The 18,462-nt window shown below is 31.4% G+C and carries 15 protein-coding genes; 6 read left to right on the top strand and 9 right to left on the bottom strand.

Features of this window, described 5'->3' with window-relative positions:
- The gene (locus ACJJVO_RS07065; RefSeq protein ID WP_405572184.1) at positions 1 to 666 is read left to right on the top strand and encodes a hypothetical protein; all 666 of its coding nucleotides are present in this window, start codon (positions 1 to 3) and stop codon (positions 664 to 666) included.
- On the opposite strand, the gene ACJJVO_RS07070 is transcribed toward ACJJVO_RS07065, so the two are convergent.
- Positions 663 to 1,742 carry a DUF3667 domain-containing protein gene (locus ACJJVO_RS07070; protein WP_405572186.1) on the bottom strand — a complete coding sequence of 360 codons (1,080 nt, stop codon included), beginning with the start codon at positions 1,740 to 1,742 and terminating at the stop codon, positions 663 to 665. The two genes, ACJJVO_RS07065 and ACJJVO_RS07070, sit on opposite strands and share 4 nt — an antisense overlap.
- 230 nt (positions 1,743 to 1,972) lie before the next feature.
- Here ACJJVO_RS07070 and ACJJVO_RS07075 point away from each other — a divergent pair, with 230 nt between their 5' ends.
- Complete coding sequence (locus tag ACJJVO_RS07075) at positions 1,973 to 2,650, top strand: hypothetical protein (RefSeq protein WP_405572188.1); 678 nt, start codon at positions 1,973 to 1,975, stop codon at positions 2,648 to 2,650.
- Positions 2,651 to 2,858: 208 nt separating this feature from the next.
- Positions 2,859 to 4,076 carry a hypothetical protein gene (locus ACJJVO_RS07080; protein WP_405572191.1) on the top strand — a complete coding sequence of 406 codons (1,218 nt, stop codon included), beginning with the start codon at positions 2,859 to 2,861 and terminating at the stop codon, positions 4,074 to 4,076.
- Positions 4,077 to 4,157: 81 nt separating this feature from the next.
- Here the strand turns inward: ACJJVO_RS07080 and ACJJVO_RS07085 are convergent, their stop codons facing one another.
- The 4 genes from ACJJVO_RS07085 to ACJJVO_RS07100 form a co-directional block, all read right to left on the bottom strand.
- A complete protein-coding gene (locus ACJJVO_RS07085) occupies positions 4,158 to 5,615 on the bottom strand; it encodes a polysaccharide biosynthesis C-terminal domain-containing protein (RefSeq protein WP_405572193.1) in 1,458 nt (485 codons plus the stop codon).
- A 45-nt stretch (positions 5,616 to 5,660) separates the two neighbouring features.
- The gene (locus ACJJVO_RS07090) at positions 5,661 to 6,947 is read right to left on the bottom strand and encodes a glycosyltransferase family 4 protein (RefSeq protein WP_405572195.1); all 1,287 of its coding nucleotides are present in this window, start codon (positions 6,945 to 6,947) and stop codon (positions 5,661 to 5,663) included.
- Between the two features lie 2 nt (positions 6,948 to 6,949).
- Positions 6,950 to 9,388, bottom strand: coding sequence for a YfhO family protein (locus tag ACJJVO_RS07095; RefSeq protein ID WP_405572198.1), 2,439 nt, complete (start codon positions 9,386 to 9,388; stop codon positions 6,950 to 6,952).
- 110 nt (positions 9,389 to 9,498) lie between these two features.
- Positions 9,499 to 9,771: a DUF4834 family protein gene (locus ACJJVO_RS07100; protein ID WP_115817582.1), complete on the bottom strand. Its 273-nt coding sequence runs from the start codon at positions 9,769 to 9,771 to the stop codon at positions 9,499 to 9,501.
- A 201-nt stretch (positions 9,772 to 9,972) separates the two neighbouring features.
- Here ACJJVO_RS07100 and ACJJVO_RS07105 point away from each other — a divergent pair, with 201 nt between their 5' ends.
- Both ACJJVO_RS07105 and ACJJVO_RS07110 read left to right on the top strand, forming a co-directional pair.
- Positions 9,973 to 10,962, top strand: a complete 990-nt coding sequence (locus tag ACJJVO_RS07105) for a transporter (RefSeq protein ID WP_405572200.1) — start codon at positions 9,973 to 9,975, stop codon at positions 10,960 to 10,962.
- 20 nt (positions 10,963 to 10,982) lie between these two features.
- A complete protein-coding gene (locus tag ACJJVO_RS07110; RefSeq protein ID WP_405572201.1) occupies positions 10,983 to 12,101 on the top strand; it encodes a GTP cyclohydrolase in 1,119 nt (372 codons plus the stop codon).
- An 83-nt stretch (positions 12,102 to 12,184) separates the two neighbouring features.
- On the opposite strand, the gene ACJJVO_RS07115 is transcribed toward ACJJVO_RS07110, so the two are convergent.
- The 3 genes from ACJJVO_RS07115 to ACJJVO_RS07125 all read right to left on the bottom strand — a co-directional run bounded on the left by ACJJVO_RS07115 (position 12,185) and on the right by ACJJVO_RS07125 (position 17,045).
- Positions 12,185 to 13,444 carry an aminotransferase class I/II-fold pyridoxal phosphate-dependent enzyme gene (locus ACJJVO_RS07115; protein ID WP_405572202.1) on the bottom strand — a complete coding sequence of 420 codons (1,260 nt, stop codon included), beginning with the start codon at positions 13,442 to 13,444 and terminating at the stop codon, positions 12,185 to 12,187.
- A 427-nt stretch (positions 13,445 to 13,871) separates the two neighbouring features.
- On the bottom strand, positions 13,872 to 14,909 hold the full coding sequence (locus ACJJVO_RS07120) for a PLP-dependent cysteine synthase family protein (protein WP_405572204.1): 1,038 nt from the start codon (positions 14,907 to 14,909) through the stop codon (positions 13,872 to 13,874).
- Positions 14,910 to 14,981: 72 nt separating this feature from the next.
- Positions 14,982 to 17,045 carry a S9 family peptidase gene (locus ACJJVO_RS07125; protein ID WP_405572206.1) on the bottom strand — a complete coding sequence of 688 codons (2,064 nt, stop codon included), beginning with the start codon at positions 17,043 to 17,045 and terminating at the stop codon, positions 14,982 to 14,984.
- A gap of 76 nt (positions 17,046 to 17,121) precedes the next feature.
- Between ACJJVO_RS07125 and ACJJVO_RS07130 the strand changes: the two genes are divergently transcribed.
- The gene (locus tag ACJJVO_RS07130) at positions 17,122 to 17,445 is read left to right on the top strand and encodes a YbaB/EbfC family nucleoid-associated protein (protein ID WP_405572209.1); all 324 of its coding nucleotides are present in this window, start codon (positions 17,122 to 17,124) and stop codon (positions 17,443 to 17,445) included.
- Here ACJJVO_RS07130 and ACJJVO_RS07135 read toward each other — a convergent pair.
- On the bottom strand, positions 17,438 to 18,454 hold the full coding sequence (locus ACJJVO_RS07135; RefSeq protein ID WP_405572210.1) for a threonine aldolase family protein: 1,017 nt from the start codon (positions 18,452 to 18,454) through the stop codon (positions 17,438 to 17,440). The genes ACJJVO_RS07130 and ACJJVO_RS07135 overlap by 8 nt on opposite strands.
- Positions 18,455 to 18,462 lie beyond the last annotated feature (8 nt).

The raw sequence follows: 18,462 nt of genomic DNA on the forward strand, positions 1-18,462 counted from the left end.
ATGGACTTACCTCATGGTTTTCATAACGAAGTTATTGAGGCTAAAGAAAATAAGCTTAATTATAACCTCGATAATTTAAAATATAAAGTTGATACGTCTCCTTTAAGTAGTGGAGGTGCCAGTTTTAAAACTAATGTACTTATTGAAGCATCGCGTTCAAAATTAATTTATAAGCCTTCAATTGGTGCTGCTATTTTTGGTTTCATATTTTTAGCTATTGGATTAGGAGTGCTCTTTTTTAGTATTTATCCGTTATTTAAGAATAATTTCAATTTTGCAGAAGTGGAATGGTTTTTACTCATATTCGGGTTAATTTTTGCAACTGCAGGTGGTTTTATGTATTATATGTTTTACATGCCACGTGTTTTTGATAAACAAATAGGCTATTATTATAAAGCTTATAAATTTAAAATACACGATAGTAATAAGAGCGCATCAAAATCTCAAATCCCCTTAAAATCTATTATTGCAATTCAACTCATCGGAGAACATATAAAAAATGATAAAGGTTCTTATAAAAGTTTTGAACTCAACCTAGTGCTTAAAGATGGATCCCGAAAAAATGTGGTAGATCACGGCAACTTAAAATCTATTATTAGTGATGCCGAAATATTGAGTAACTTTTTAAATATACCTATTTGGCATGCTGGTTCAGTAAATGCCTAGTAATTCATAAAAGAAAATACGAGGATACTTACAACAGCAATAAATACAAAAGGAAAGAATACCATTGTAGTTAAAGTAGTTTTAATAAAACTCAAAAACCATCCTTGATTATAAAAGCGTTTTATGGCTATAAATAGATATATGAAACAGGATAATGCGATTAAGAAATCTATCCAATTTGAAATTTCATAAATTAAGTTAACTCCAAATATTATAGTCAAAACCGTAAAAACAAATGAAAAATAGTAAAAACTAAATACCAAATGATATGCATATGGCCCTTTTTTGTAATAGAATAGTTTAAGAATTAAAGCGAAAATTGGCAGTACAAAAAACAAGGCTATAGGCACGGTATCATAAAACGTACTGATAATGTTACCTGCATCTTTAGCTTTGTAAAATTTAAGCATCTGAGCATATAGTTTTCGCATTAACCAACCATCATCTTCCTCTAATCCCATTGATTTGTAAATTTCTTTATCGGTAGCATTAATACTAAGTAAAGAATCAACTTCTGACTCATCAAAATCAAAAGAAATAACATTCTTTTTAGGCAACTTATCTAATTTAACAATAGAATCAATTTCTTTATCACTCATACCAGTAATAAATTTATTATTCCTAAGTGCACTTTCAATTTCTTTTCTAGCTATAGAATCTTTGATGTGTCTTATAGAGTCTCTTTTTATGGTTTGAATAGAGTCTAAAACAATAGTACTGTCTTTATCAAAAATCTCTTGAAAGTTATTATTTAGATCATCAACTTGCTCTCTAACACTAAACGAAAAAATAAAGAAGAACACCACTGAGATAAACAAATACATTTGAGCAGGATGTAGATACAATAAACGTTTTCCTTTTATAAACTCTTTAGCTAAATAACCTGGTCTAAATAGTAATGGAATAAAGCTTTTAAAGAAACGTGCATCAAACGAAAAGTAATTACTAATTGTATTATAAAATAAAACACCTATGGTTAACTCATCGTTTGCCTTTTGTCCACAATGCGGACAAAATTGAAACACTTCGTTATAAGGATGCTCACAATTTTTACATTTAGTTTGGTTGGCTTTCATTATTGATGGTTAGTCTGGTTTAAAAGTAATAAAAATTATACCATATGTCTTAAAAATAATATGAATGTAATTAATAAATGATTACAACCAAGCAATAAAACAACACATAAAACTAACTATATCAGCATTTTAAGTTTTTGGCACATTAATTGAAAACTATTAAACCAATAGTGTAAGCCTAAAAGTCCTAAACGAGTTAGTGACAAGGCGAATCTAAAAACCTATAAATTATGAAAAGACAAGTACTTTTTATGGCAATGGTGTTAATAGGATTAACATCTGCCAAAGCAACAATAGCAGGAGATGCTGTTTTAAATGGGGAAGATTTAAACAAATCACGAAATCATTATGCACAACCTATTTTGTTTGTAGAACGCGGTATAGAATTTTTAATCTTTGCCGATGGTAGTTTCGATTTTAATACCGAATTAAATTCTACAGTTTCTGATACTGATAATTATTATTACAGACGTTCAAACTCTAGAACAAGACGAAACACCAATAGAACTTACGGTGCACCAAACACAAATAATACTAAAGACAGAGGTGTTTTAGTAACACATGATAGTGAAGGACGTGTAAGACGAATTGGTAATGTCTTTATGAATTACGATAGACAAGGACGATTAAAGCGTGTTGGATCAGTTTATATGAGCTATAGAAATGGACAGCTTGTACAAGTTGGCGGTTTACGAATTCTAACTAATAGACATGGAGATGTCATTGGCACAAGGGGTTTCGTTAACTATAATAATCAAAGTTGTGGTATTTGTGGTATATCTGGATGTTCTGTAGATCATTTTGATGATACAAATAACTATAATGATTGGGAAGGTGATGACCATAATGAAGATTACTATTATTATAGAAGAAATGGAAAAACCTTAAAGCAAAAGAAAATTAAGTAATAATATAAATAATGTTTTCAATCCATTAATTACCTTTTAATGGATTTTAAAATCCCTGAATGTTTCCCCAAACATTTCAGGGTTTTTATTATTAACTACAATTCGCAACAACCACAAACCAATCAACACAACTAAAAATCAATCACTTACATTTTTTGGCACGCTGTTTGATTTATACTATGTGAGTTTAATTTAAAACCCAATTATTATGAAAAGAATACTATATTTATTTGCAGCTTTAGTCGCTATAAGCACCACTGCATTCGCAACCAACACAACGACATCAGAAGCAGACGCTTCAATTAATAACTACGTGAGAGGTTATGGTAATTCTTTCATCTTTACCGAAGAAGGGATTGAGTTTTCTGTATTTGCAGATGGTCAGTTTGACTTTTACTTACCAAATTATGGTCCAGATGTAAGTGTAAATATTGATAAACCAGGATTCAGTTTAAGTTTTAACTCTGGTTACGATTACAACCCTTATGTACAATATGATAGCTTTGGTGCTATTATTCAAATTGAAAATACACCAATTTATTACGACTATTACGGACGTGTAAACCAAATTGGAAATATCTTCATTAACTATAATAGTTTTGGAAGAATAAATAGAGTTGGTGGATTAAATGTTTATTACAGAAATAATGCTTTCTGGAGATATGATGGGTTCATCAATAATTACAACAGAGCTTATGTTTACAGACCATGGCACAGGTTTTACGCAGCACCACATATTAACTTTTGTGTAGTTCATGTTAATCCATATAGACAACATTATGTACCTGTAAGACATATTTATTACAGACCATACACTAATAATGTAAGACATTATAATATTGGAAGACGTGATAATGGTTATGCTATAAGAAGAAGTACTTCTACTAGAAATAGAAGTTATGCTCAAACACCAAGAAACAATACAGAACGTAGTATAAGAACACGTGTGCAACGTAACAATACAAGAATTGCAACAACAAGATCAACACGTTTAAGTGAAAGTAACTCTACAAGAACAACACGTAGTGCAAACACAACGAGATCTAATTCAAGAAGTGGATCTACTAGTGAAGCAACACCAACGCGCTCTAACACAAGAGCTTCAGTTCCAACGAGAACAACAAGAAACGAAAGTGCTGTGACTACACGTTCTAACACAAGAGTTACGACTCCTACTAGAACAACAAGAAATAATAATGTGACCAGAACAAACAAAACTGTGTCAAATAACAGAACTACTTCTATTAGTAAGCCAAGAACGACAACAAATCGCTCAAGCAATACAACAAGATCTCAAAATACGAGACAGGGAAGTACAATAAAAAGTAAAAGTAAATCATCGTCTGTAAAGGCGAGATCTAATACAAGTAGAACAAGCAACCAAAGTTCTACAAGATCTAGCTCATCAAGACGAACAAGAGGATAAAAAGTTTTTTTGGTTGGTTAGGAGTTCCCGTATGAAGTATGCCTTAAGGCACCTTACGGGAATTTCTTTTTTATTAAGTATTTAAATTTTTAGATACTTTTTTATTTGTTCAGAGATATCTTCAGAAATATTCAGCTTAAAAATAAGAACAAAATAAACTATCCCAATTAATCCAGATTTTAATGCAATATTAATAATCGGATAAAAAGGGAATTCCCAAAAATAAAAAGCTAAAGACAATACTAATAAAGTTAAAGCAATCTTTACGGTACCTTCTGTAAAAGGTAACATATTAAACTTTCGTTTTACAAATATAATTTTGATAGTATTATAAATAAAAACAGCCAAAAACGTGGCAAATGCAGACCCTTCAATACCATAAACAGGAATAAAAATATAATTCAGTACTATTGCCATTATAGCGAGAAACACTCCAAAAAACAAGACCATTTTATAATAATCACTATTAAATAAAATGGCATTATTATTTCCTAAACTATTATCATAAAGCTTCGCTAGACTTACAATTAAAACTACAAATAATCCTCCTGTAAATTTCTCTGGAAGAACAACATAAAGTTGATTGATATTTAATATAATAAGCAAAAATATAAACCCACTTACCACCAAAAGTGTCAATGAACTGCGTTTATATAAGTTCTCTAAAGAAGCTGTATCCTTATCATTAAGATATTTAGCCGTTAGTGGCAACATAATTTGATGCATTGCGCGTTGCGGAACAGCAATTACTGTAGCTATAAAAATAGCAACACTATAATAAGCTACTTGTTCAATATCTGGTAAAATTAAGCCAATCATAAATTTATCGATATCGAGAATCAACATTGAAACCGAACCTGCAATTATCATTAAACCAGAATATTGTAATATTGAAAATTGATTTTCTGTTTTCTGAAAATTTAACTTAGGAAATCTTACTGAAAAGGCATACAATTTCATAATAACCATTCTTAAAACATAAACTCCAACAAGCGCTACAATAAATTGGTCTACTGTTAGCCAATCTAAATAAACGGCTAAAAGCAAAAACATAATACAGACTCTTTGAAACACCTCTTTCATTATATTTCCAAATACAGTTTGCATTTGCACTTTTGTCCATGCAAAAAAGATTTCGAAATAAGCCATAGAAATTGCCAAAATAAAAATGTGCCAAACGTAATTTCCTGCAATTTGATTTTCGTTTGACAGCCAACCTACAATAGCATCGTAAGCAAAATAACCAATAATTGAGATAGGAATTATAAACACTAATGGTAAAAATAACATTAGCGTTAAAAAACTATTGATGCCATTTTTAGACTTAAAAGTAGAGTAATATTTTACAATTGCATTATGTACTCCAAATGCCATAAAAGGCATCATAATATTAGCTGCAGAAAGTAAAAAAGCAACTAAACCATAATATTGATCTGTTAAGAAATTAGTGTAAAGAAACAATGTATTAATAGCACCTATACCAAAACCCAAGTACGTGGTTAATGTGTTTTTGAATGACTGTTTTAATACGATTCCCATAGTGGAACAAAATACAACTATTAAATTCTAAAACGAACTTTAAAATTATCTCTGCTTGATAATTTCACTTAATTTTTGTGTCAATACTTTTCTGCTGTATTGTTGCAAACCAATAGCATTTACGGTTAAAGTCTTATTTTTAAAAGCTTCAAAATAGTTTAAGATTTGTAATTTTAATTCGGCCTTTTGTTGATAATCAAAATACGTTCCTGTATTAGTGGATTTAATAATTTGCTCCACATCAGCATCCTTAGGTCCAATGGCCAAAATTGGTGTTTCAGAAACAATATATTCAAACACTTTTCCCGGAATAATAGCCTTGGTGTCTTCGGAATCGATTTCAATTAACAATAATAATTGCGATTGCATTTGAAATTTCAAAGCCTCATTATGACTTACATAACCAACTACATCAACGTGATTATTTAACCCGTTTTGATGAATAGACTCAATCACATCATCACTAACCACACCTATAAGTTGTAATTTGAATGCTTCTGAGAAAGCTTTATCATCCTGAATTAATTCTGATAACGTTTCCCATAAAACCACAGGATTACGTTCAGACAACAACGAACCAATATGAGATAGGGTGAATTTTTCATCCTTCCCTTCTACTCTGACTGAATGTGCATCGTAACCATTTGTAATTACAATAATCGGTTGTTTGGTTTTGGTTTGAAATTCATTCTTCGTATGATTACTAGTCACTATAATTTCATCGGCAGTATTTAAAACCTTTTGTTCTAAATCGATGTGTTTTGCTTTTGAAGAATCGGTTAGTTTTAAATCTTTATGATATCCAATCGTTGTCCAAGGATCTCTAAAATCTGCTAACCATCTTACACCTAATTTTGCTTTTAACTGCAAACCTATAAGATGTAAACTATGTGGTGGACCTGTAGTAATTATGGTTTTAATTTTATGTTTTTCAATATAATCTGATAAAAAAGAAACTGAAGGCTGCACCCAATTTTTACGTGCATCAGGAATAAAATAATTGCCTCTAACGTAAAGCATCGCTTTTTCAATTAGCGACTGTTTTTTAGCTTTAGGTATAACTCCAGAACTAATTTTTTTAGAGCTCCCTTTAGAAAACCAACTCGCTAAACCATAAGGTTCATTAATGGGCTGCTTTAAAATGGTGATATTATCAGGGATTTCATTGACCAAACTTTGGTCAATAATGGGATAGTTTGGGTTATCAGGACAATAAACAATAGGTTCAATACCAAATTCAGGTAAGTACTTCACAAATTTTAACCAACGTTGCACGCCTGGACCTCCAGCTGGTGGCCAATAATAGGTTATAATTAGTGTTTTACAACTCATAACTAAGCTTTCGCTTTTCGTCGCTTAAATTCATAGAAAACGCCCAACAAAAGCAAAAGTCCAAAAATAGCCGAACTTGCTAAAGCCACATTACTTCCTGTTTTTACAACTTGTGGTTCAAATTTAAATTCTATAGTGTGCTTTCCTTTAGGTAATTCTAATGCTCTGAGCACATAGTTTACTCTAAAGTGTGGAGTTAATACACCATCGATATAAGCATTCCAACCTTGAGCGTAATAGATTTCTGAGAATACAGCTAAACCTACATTTGTGTTATTCGATTCGTATTTTAAATAATTTGGCTTGAATTCCTTTAGCTCAATGGAAGCTATAGAATCGACTTTATATGTTGTTTTTAAATTATTTTCAGTCTGAACCAATTTTTCTAAAACAGCAGTCGTTTTAGTATTCAAACTATCTAAATCTATAATTTCTTCATTTGCATTGGCAACAACCTTTAGTTTAGAAACAAACCAAGCATTGCCATTAGCCTCAGTATTTGTGTATGGAAAAATTTGCCCTTGCTCTTCTGCAATAATGTATTTGGTGTTAAGCATATTAAGGACATTCATGTTATTTTTATACACATGAAATTCTAATAACTCATTAACACGTCCTAGTTTTGCTGCACTATAACCCATTAAAGAATTATGATAATAAGCAGCTTTTGCAGGCATTCTTTGTCCATCTGTAGACATATCCATAACTCTAAAATGCCCTTTATCCTTTAATATTTCTTTATCAGCTTGGTTGGGTTGGTATGGTTTATCAACCTTAATAGCTGAAATAAAATTATCGTTATTAACGTATTGTTTATCTACAGTCACCAAATCAAATAGGATTAACACTGCAAAAACGACAACGACTAAATTTTCTGATAATTTCTTCTTTAAAAATAAGTAGATCGTGCCTGCGGAAAGTAAAACTAATATTAAGGTTCTTAAAGTGTCTGTGGTCATTAAAGATTTTCGATCTTCGATTACAGCATCCATAAATGGTTGCCCATAAGCACTAATATATTGATCATCTCTTAAACCTTCAAAATCAAATAATGTTGATTTAAATAGTAAAAAGATTAAAGCTAAACCTGCCGTAATGCCAACAGAATACAACAATGCTTTTAGTTTTTCTTCATCTTTTTGAAAATCATTAAACAAACGAGATAATGCAAAAATCCCTAAAACCGGAATACACAATTCTAGTATAACTTGTATTGAACTGACTGCTCTAAATTTGTTATAAAAAGGGACATAATCGATAAAAAAATCGGTTAGAAACCCAAAATTCTTTCCATAAGACAATAAAAGTGATAAAATAGTACCACCAACAAGCCACCATTTTAAGCGTCCTTTCACCAAAAATAGACCTAATACAAAAAGAAAAATAACAACAGCTCCGACATAAGCTGGTGCTTCTACAATAGGTTGATCTCCCCAATACATCGGTGCATTTCTTGCTGCATCTAACGCTTCAATTGGTGAAGCGCCTAAGTTAATATAAGCCTTATAAGTTTCAGAATCTTTACCAACATCTTCGTAGTTACCACCTCCCATAAACTTTGGGATATATAAATTAAAAGTTTCTAAAATGCCATAACTATATTCCGTAATATAATCTCTATCTAAACCACTTGTCACCTCTTTTGGTGAACCATCTGGATTTATGGTTAAATCACTTTGTCCACGAGCACTTTCTTTAACATACTCTTGCGTTGCCATAATCCCTGTTGCATTAAGACCAACAGCTAATATTGCTGCAACGGTTAATAAACCAACCGATTTAAAGAAATGTGGCAAAACTTTTTTTCTGTATGCATCAATCAAATAAGCTAATCCTAAAACCAATATTAACAAAAGAAGATAATACGTCATCTGTGGGTGATTTGCTACTATCTGCAATCCTAACGCAATCGTAGTTAGTAAAAACCCAAGGATATATTTCTTTCTAAATGTCAGCACAATACCTGCCAACACCAAAGGCATATAAGCAATAGCATGTGCTTTAGAATTATGACCAACACCTAAAATAATAATGAGATACGTAGAAAAACCAAAGGCTAATGCACCTAATGCAGCCAGCTTAAAATCTACTTTTAAGGAGAGAAGTAAAATATAAAACCCTATAAAATAAAGGAATAAGTAATCTGCAGGTCTAGGTAGAAAGCGTAAAGCTAAATCTAGTTTTTTAATGTAATTGTGAGGATATTTTGCACCTAACTGATAAGTTGGCATTCCTCCAAACGCACTGTTAGTCCAATAAGTTTCTTCACCTGTGGCTTTGGCAAACTCTTTTTGTTGCTGAGCCATACCAATGTAGTGCATAATATCACTTTGATTGATTTTTTCACCTTGTAAAACAGGACTAAAATAAGCTAAGGAAACAACTACAAATCCAATTAAAATTAGGACATGTGGCAATAAACGTTTTATAGAAAATGACATGAGAATGCTTTAAGTTGAATGATGCTGAAAAGTAGTTATTTTTTTTGAAACATCGCTAAGAGTTTCCTTGTTACTGAAACATATTCAGCTTAAATTATTAAGGAATAAAGCTATTCTATTTCTTCATAATCGATATATTCTCCTACCTTGGTGTTAGAAGATTTATTTTCGTTAGGCATTTTATCAATAACTGTTTCGCCTTCCTTTTGCTTTTGTTCTTGTCTTTGTTGGTTAGGGTTTTGAAAGCCACCAAATTGTTGGCCAAATTTTTCCTCAGCCTTCTTCGCTACAAAACGCACTAATAAAGGGGCAAAAAGACGTGATAAAATCTTAAAACCGAAGTAAACAAGCAATATAATTAAAATAGTTCTGAGTAATCCCATGGACTAAGCTTCTTAAATAATAAAGATTATAATATTCAAAAATACAATTATAGTCAATTATAATGCGTTATAATTCCTTAAAAAAATCATAATATCGCTTCACTTTTGAAATTTCAAATAAGAAATGGTATAAAATATTTATCTTTGGCTCAAATCTTCATTAGCTTGGATGGTTTTAAATCCTTATTAAACCTATATAAAATGCGAATACTCAAATCAACGCTTGCTTTACTCATTTCATTAAGCTTCAGTTCTGCCTACGCTCAATATACAGAAGTTATTAATTCTAATCGTCCTGGTGTTTCAAAAAGTGCCTTTTCCGTTGGTACTGGTGTCGCACAATTTGAAGCAGGTGCTTTTACCGTTAAAGAAGAGCACGCACTAAGAAATTATGAAGTTTCAGGATTTGGACTTGATTTTGCCTTAAGATATGGTTTGCTATTTGAGCAATTAGAATTATCTCTTGATGGTATTTATCAGAATGATACTAAAACAGATTATAACGGTTTAATAGCTGACGAAAGCAAACGCTCTAATTTTAAAAATTTCACATTAGGAGCTAAATATTTGGTTTATGACCCTTATAAAAATGCAGAAGAAGAAAAACCCAATATTTACAGTTACCATGCGAATAGAAGATTTAGTTGGAAATCATTAATACCAGCTGTTGCGGTATATGTTGGCGCTAATTTCGATACTAAAGACAATCCTTACTTAGCAACTGATGTTTCAGGTTTTAGTCCTAAGGTAATGATCGCTACACAAAACAATTTTAATGGTGGTTGGGTATTTGTAATGAATTTAATTAAAGACAGAATTGGCACTGTCCAATCAGATTTCTCATACATACTGACCTTAACACATTCCTTTACTCCACAATGGGTAGTATTTGGAGAAGCACAAGGTATTAATAGTGATTTTTATGCTGATAACATTTTTAGATTTGGAGGTGCTTATCTTTGGACTAAAGATTTTCAATTAGATGCTAATATTGCATTTAACACAAAAGATACACCAACTGTTTTCAATATTGCATTTGGTGCATCTTACAGATTAGATTTTCACAAAGACAAAAAGATTGATAATGGCACTTCTAATGACACAGGAGGCAAAAGCAAAAAACAAGCAAAAAAAGACAAAAGGAAAAAGAATGAAAACAAGGATAAAAAAGCAGATGATTTTGACTTTTAATTTAGAGCTCGCTTAACTATATGATTACAATTAAAGAAGCCACATCAAAAAAAGATTTAAAAGCATTTGTTCAGTTTCCTTTTAAATTATACAAAGATTCCAAGTATTGGGTACCACCTATTATTAAACAAGAATTAGAAACATTTAACAAGGATAAAAATCCTATTTTTAAGGATGCTGAAGCACGGTTTTTCTTAGCTTATAAAGAAGGAGAAATTGTTGGAAGAATTGCAGCTATTGTTAATTGGTTAGAAGTAGACAAAAAAGGCATTAAAAAAATGCGTTTTGGTTGGTTTGATTTTATTGATGACATTGCTGTCAGTACTGCCCTTTTTGATACCATTGAAGACATTGGAAGATCACATAACTTAAGTTATGCAGAAGGTCCTGTTGGATTTTCTAACTTAGATAAAGTTGGTGTGATGACAGAAGGATACGATCATTTAGCTACAATGATAACTTGGTATAATCACTCTTATTATGTTGACCATTATAAAAAACGTGGCTACAAAATTGAAAAAGAATATGCAGAAAGCAGCTTTCCTTTTGAAAACGTAAAACCTATATTCTTTAAAAAAGCTCAAGAACTTATAAAAAAACGTTATAATCTTAAAGCTTTAAAATTTTCTAAAACCGAAGAGGTAATGCCATACGTGGATCGTATGTTTGATTTGTTTAATGAAAGTTATGCCTCATTATCTTCTTTTGTAGAAATTACTGATATCCAAAAAGAATATTTTAAAAAGAAATTTATTGGTTTTATCAATCCAGAATATATCAAATTTGTAGTTGACAACAATGATAGACTTATTGGCTTTGCTATAGTTATGCCAAGATTTGCTGAAGCTTTACAAAAAGCAAATGGAAAGTTATTTCCGTTTGGATTCACCCATATTTTAAAGGCTAAACGAAATAGTAAAGAAGTTATTTTCTATTTAATTGGCATACATCCTGAATATCAGAACAAAGGTGTACATGCCGTGATCTTTAACGAATATTATGAAACCTTTAAAGAAAAAGGTATCGAAACGTGCTACCGAACGCCAGAATTAGAAGATAATTTTGCCATTAAAAAAATATGGAAGCATTTTGATCCTATTATTTACGCTAGACGCAAAACGTTTGTGAAAGATCTATAAATTTTATATATCAAAAAGTAAGACAAAAAAAACGGTCATCTCAACTAAAGATGACCGTTTTTTATTTTATTACAAGACAATAATTACTCACCCATAGCGGCAATTAAAGCTGCAGACATTCTTTTATAAGTTCCGTTTTCTAAACGCGATCTAATAGCATCAAAAGCATCTAATGTCTCTTTTACATCATCTAAAGTATGTGTTGCTGTTGGAATCATTCTAAGCAATATTAAACCTTTAGGTATTACAGGATAAACAACTATAGAACAGAAGATTCCGTAATTTTCACGTAAATCTCTTACTAAAGCCATGGCCTCAGGAATACTTCCTTTTAAATACACTGGAGTCACGCAACTTTGAGTTGTACCAATATCAAAACCACGATCTTTTAAACCAGATTGTAAAGCATCAACTATTGTCCAAAGATTTTTCTTAAGCTCTGGCATAGTACGTAACATATCCAAACGTTTTAATGCACCAACAACAAGTTGCATTTGTAAGGACTTAGCGAACATCTGAGAACGTAAATTATATTTTAAGTAGTCAATAATTTCTTGATCGGCTGCAATAAATGCACCTGTACTTGCCATAGATTTAGCAAAGGTTGCAAAATAAACATCTATTTCATCTTGTACACCTTGCTCCTCACCTGTTCCTGCACCAGTTGCTCCTAGCGTACCAAATCCGTGTGCATCGTCTACAAAAAATCTAAAATTAAATTTTTTCTTAAGTGCAACAATTTCTTTTAAACGACCTTGTTCTCCTCGCATTCCAAAGACACCTTCAGAAATCACTAAGATTCCTCCACCAGTTTGCTCTGCCATTTTAGTAGCACGCTCAAGGTTTTTTTCAAGGCTATCCATATCATTGTGCTTATAAGTAAAACGTTTACCCATATGCAAACGCACACCATCAATAATACAAGCGTGAGAGTCTACATCATATACAATAATATCGTCTTTTGCTACCAAAGCATCAATGGTAGAAACCATACCTTGATATCCAAAGTTTAAAAGGTAAGCTGCTTCTTTATTAACAAAAGCGGCTAATTCATTTTGTAATTGTTCGTGTAAATCTGTATGACCAGACATCATACGTGCACCCATTGGATATGCTGAACCATATTTTACACCTGCCTCACCATCTACTTTTCTTACTTCTGGATGATTTGCTAAACCCAAGTAATCATTGATACTCCAAGTAATAACATCTTTTCCTTGAAACTTCATTCTATTAGAAATCTCACCTTCAAGTTTAGGGAATACAAAATACCCTTCTGCTTGCGCTGCCCATTTACCAAGCGGTCCTTTGTCTCTATAAATCTTTTCAAATAAATCCTTCATGCGCTAAGTTTGCTGTTAATCAATTGTATTACGTAAAAAAAAACATGTAATCAATCAATAATTATTTAGTTAATTTAATCTTGTTAGTGCTCGCAAAATTAATTAATAATATTATGAATGCATAATTTATTTAATTTAAGTATCAACTAAGTTTTAAACATTAATTGCTTACATAAAATTTATTGATACAATTAGAAAATATTTTTCAAAATGGAATTAAATAAAAATACATTAAAAAAAAATTTATGTAATGTATTTATTGCCTCTTATCCTTAACTTATGTTTTATAGACATATTTAGTTTTGATATTTGTTTTTCATATCATCTTACCTATTTTTTATTATAAAAAAAGCGGCAAACAAAAAGCTAAGCATAAAAAAACTATCACAGTTTCCCATGATAGATTTTTAATTATTAATAATTTAGTTTACTTTATATATTCTATTGTAGCTTGCACTTCGCTTTTACTATCAAAAAATCCTTGATCTTCCATCCATTTATCGTTATAAACTTTGCTCATATAACGCGATCCATGATCCGGAAAAATAACTACAATTTTATCAGTTGGTTTAAATTCACCTTCTTCTTGTAATTGCTTAATCGCTTGCATTGCTGCTCCACTTGTGTAACCCACAAAAAGACCTTCTGTATTGGAAATTTCTCTTGCAGTATGTGCACTTTCTTCATCTGTAACCTTTACAAACTTATCTATTAAATCAAAATCCGTAGCAGTAGGAATTAAGTTTTTACCTAAACCTTCAATTCTGTATGGATAAATTTCTTTATCATCAAACTCACGAGTTTCATGATATTTCTTTAATACAGAACCATAAGCATCAACACCAATAACTTTTACGTTTGGGTTTTGCTCTTTTAAATATTTAGAGATTCCAGAAATAGTTCCACCTGTACCACTACAAGCAATTAAGTGTGTAATTTCACCTTCTGTCTGATCCCAAATTTCTGGACCAGTAGAGTTGTAATGTGCATCAATATTTAACTGATTAAAATATTGATTGATGTAAATAGATCCTTTATTTTCTTCGTGTAAACGTTTTGCAACTTCATAATAAGAACGTGGATCGTCTGCCTTAACGTGTGCAGGACAAACATAAACCTTTGCACCCATTGACTTTAACATGTCTATTTTATCAGCAGAAGATTTAGAACTTACAGCTAAAATACAATCATAACCTTTAATGATACTTACTAAAGCGAGACTAAATCCTGTGTTACCAGAAGTAGTTTCTATTATGGTATCACCAGGCGTCAATATGCCTTGACGTTCAGCTTCTTCAATTATATGTAATGCAATTCTGTCTTTAGAAGAATGACCTGGATTAAACGCTTCTACTTTAGCATAAAAATCACCATCAAAGCGAGCTGTCATTCTATTTAATTTGATAAGTGGAGTATTTCCTATAAGTTGAAGTACATTATCAAATACATTTTTATTTTCTTTCATAAATGAAAATTTTCAGTAACCTATTAAAATTATTAGACACCTAAAACCTTACAAAAGTAACATTTTTTTTTATTAGTTAGATATTCCTTCTAAATCAAGCAAAAATGCAAACTCTTCGGCATCTTCTTTTAAGCTTTCAAAACGTCCAGAAGCTCCACCATGACCTGCATCCATATTTGTTTTTAAATACAATTTATTAGTATCTGTTTTTAGGTCTCTAAGTTTAGCTACCCATTTGGCAGGCTCCCAATATTGTACTTGAGAATCGTGAAGTCCAGTGGTGATTAACATATTAGGATAAGCTTTGGCTTCAACATTATCGTAAGGTGAATATGTTTTTATATAATTATAATACAAAAGATCATTAGGATTTCCCCATTCATCATATTCACCAGTAGTTAAAGGAATAGAATCATCTAACATTGTTGTAATGACGTCTACAAAAGGTACAGCTGCAATAATACCATTATAAAGTTCAGGTGCTTTATTCACTATGGCTCCCATTAATAAACCTCCAGCACTTCCTCCCATAGCATACAAATGCTTAGAAGACGTATATCTTTCTTTTATAAGATGAATTGAACAAGCAATAAAATCTGAAAATGTATTTTTCTTATTTAACAACTTTCCATGTTCATACCAATTACGTCCCAAATATTCCCCTCCACGAATATGCGTAATAACATATATAAATCCACGATCTAATAAACTTAACCTTATTGTAGAGAAATAAGGATCTACTGTAGACCCGTAACTTCCGTAAGCATATTGTAATAATGGATTTGTTCCGTCTTTTTTTATGCCTTTTTTATAGATAACAGACATTGGGATTTTTGCACCATCATCTGCTGTTGCCCAAATTCGCTCAGATATGTAATTATCCTTATTAAAATTCTCATCTAAAACTTCCTGCTCTTTCAATACAGTCTTGGTTTTAGTGCGCATATTAAATTCAATTACAGATGAAGGCGTTGTCATTGAATTATATCCATAACGTAATATTTCAGTATCAAATTCTACATTGGTTCCTGTATATGCGGTATAAGTTTCATTATCAAACGGCAAATAGTAATCTTCGCTACCATCCCAACGTTTAATTCTTATTTCATTTAAACCATTTTTACGTTCACTTATAACTAAGTATTCTTTAAAAATATCAATGCCTTCAATGAGCACATCTTTTCTGTGTGCTATAACTTCCTTCCAATTCTCAACCTTAGTATCTGTTTCTAAAGTCTTCATCAATTTAAAATTGGTTGCCTTATCTTTATTTGTTAAAATATAAAAGTGATTCTCATAATGCGAAATACTATATTCTAAACCTCTAATTCTTGGCTGAAACACTTTAAATTTTCCTTCAGGATTATCTGCATCTAGAATATGATATTCATTTGTTAATGTGCTATAACATGCAATGATTAAGTATTTTCTAGATTTTGATTTATAAACAGCAACTCCAAACGTATCGTCACCTTCTTGAAACACAAGTTCATCTTCAGATTGGTCACCTAAACGATGTTTATATATTTGAAAAGCTCTAAGGGTAACTTCATCCTTTTTAGTATAGAACAACGTTTTGTTATCATTTGCCCAACTCGAAGAACCTGTAGTACTTTCAATTCTGTCAGCAGTAACTTTATCTGTTTCTATTTCTTTTACATGAATATTATAATTTCGTCTACCAGTAGTGTCAATGCCATAAGAAACCAATTTATTATCTGGACTAATACTAATACCAGCCAACTTAAAATAACTGTAACCTTCAGCCATTTTATTACAGTCAAATAACAATTCTTCAAGATTATCTAGACTATCTTTTTTACGTGTATAAATAGGATAATCTTTGCCTTTTTCGAATTTAGTAATATACCAATAGCCATTATATTTATAAGGTACTGATGAATCGTCTTCCTTAATTCTGGCTTTCATTTCTTCAAATAAATCTTTCTGAAAGTCTTTTGTATGTGCCATTTCAGCATCACAATAATCATTTTCTGCATTGAGGTAATCAATTACCTCTGGATGCTCTCTGTCTTTCATCCAAAAATAATTATCAACACGCACGTCTCCATGCTTTTCTAATTGATGTGGTATCTTTTTGGCAATTGGTGGATTTATTTCTGAATTCTTTTGCATTTGTTTAAGGAAATTTTAGTCGAAAAAGTGTCGCAATTTAGTAATTTTGCACCTTATAATTTTAAAAGACACAATTATGTTTGGAGATATGATGGGAATGATGGGCAAAATAAAAGAAGCTCAAAAGAAAGTTGAAGCAACAAAAGAACGTTTACACACCGTTTTAATTGATGAAACTAGTAATGATAATAAACTAAAAGTAACCATTACGGCGAATAGAACTATTAAATCTATTGACATAGCAGACGATTTACTTCAAGACAAAGACATGTTAGAAGATTATCTTATTTTAACATTAAACAAAGCCATAGAAAAAGCAACTAACGTGCACGAAACAGAAGTTGCTGCTGTTGCTAAAGAAGGTATGCCAAGTATTCCTGGCATGGACATGTTTAAATAGATTTCAATTCAGATAAAAGCTTGTCATGCATTTGGTTTGTATAATCTAAATGCGTGACCATGCGTAATTTATGGCTTCCCATTCCTATAATATGGATATTCTTTTCTTTTAATTTATTTAGAAATTCCGCTTCATCCACGTTATCATTCAATTCAAAAATGACAATATTGGTCTCAATAGGTTCTACTTTTTTAATTTTAGATAACGTTGAAAGCACCTCGCCTATTTCTTTAGCTTTTTTATGGTCGTCAGCAAGACGATCTATATTATGATCTAAAGCAAACAAACCAGCTGCAGTCAAATAACCAACTTGTCTCATATTACCACCAAAGAGTTTTCTTAAACTTAATGATTGTTTCATAATAGCTTCATCACCTATTAAAACAGAACCTACAGGACACCCTAAACCTTTACTTAAACACACCGAAATAGTATCGAACGTATTTCCGTATTGTAATGTAGATTCATTTTTAGCAACCATAGCATTCCAAAGACGTGCTCCATCTAAGTGAAAACCTAAGTTATTGCTTTTACAGACTTGTTTTATATTTTCAATTTCTTTAAAATCCCAACATGCTCCACCTCCTTTATTGGTTGTATTTTCAACTTCAACTAAGCTAGACTGGCTATAATAATATTCAGAAGGATTAATGGCTTCTTCAACTTGTGCTGCCGTAAACATCCCTCTATCTCCATCTATTAATTTACAAGATGCACCACTATGAAAAGCGACTCCACCAACTTCATAGTTATAGATATGTGCATATTTATCACAGATTACTTGTTCACCAGGATGGGTATGCAATTTTATAGCGATTTGATTTGCCATACTACCAGAAGGAAAAAACAATGCCTTTTCCTTACCAAACATTTTAGCTAAGCGTTCTTCTAATGCATTAACCGTTGGGTCTTCTCTAAAAACATCGTCTCCAACCTCAGCAGACATCATGGCTTCTAACATTTCTTTTGACGGCTTAGTAACTGTATCGCTTCGTAAATCTATAATCATTTCTGTGG

Source organism: Winogradskyella sp. Asnod2-B02-A, from assembly GCF_045063645.1.
Lineage (GTDB): Bacteria > Bacteroidota > Bacteroidia > Flavobacteriales > Flavobacteriaceae > Winogradskyella.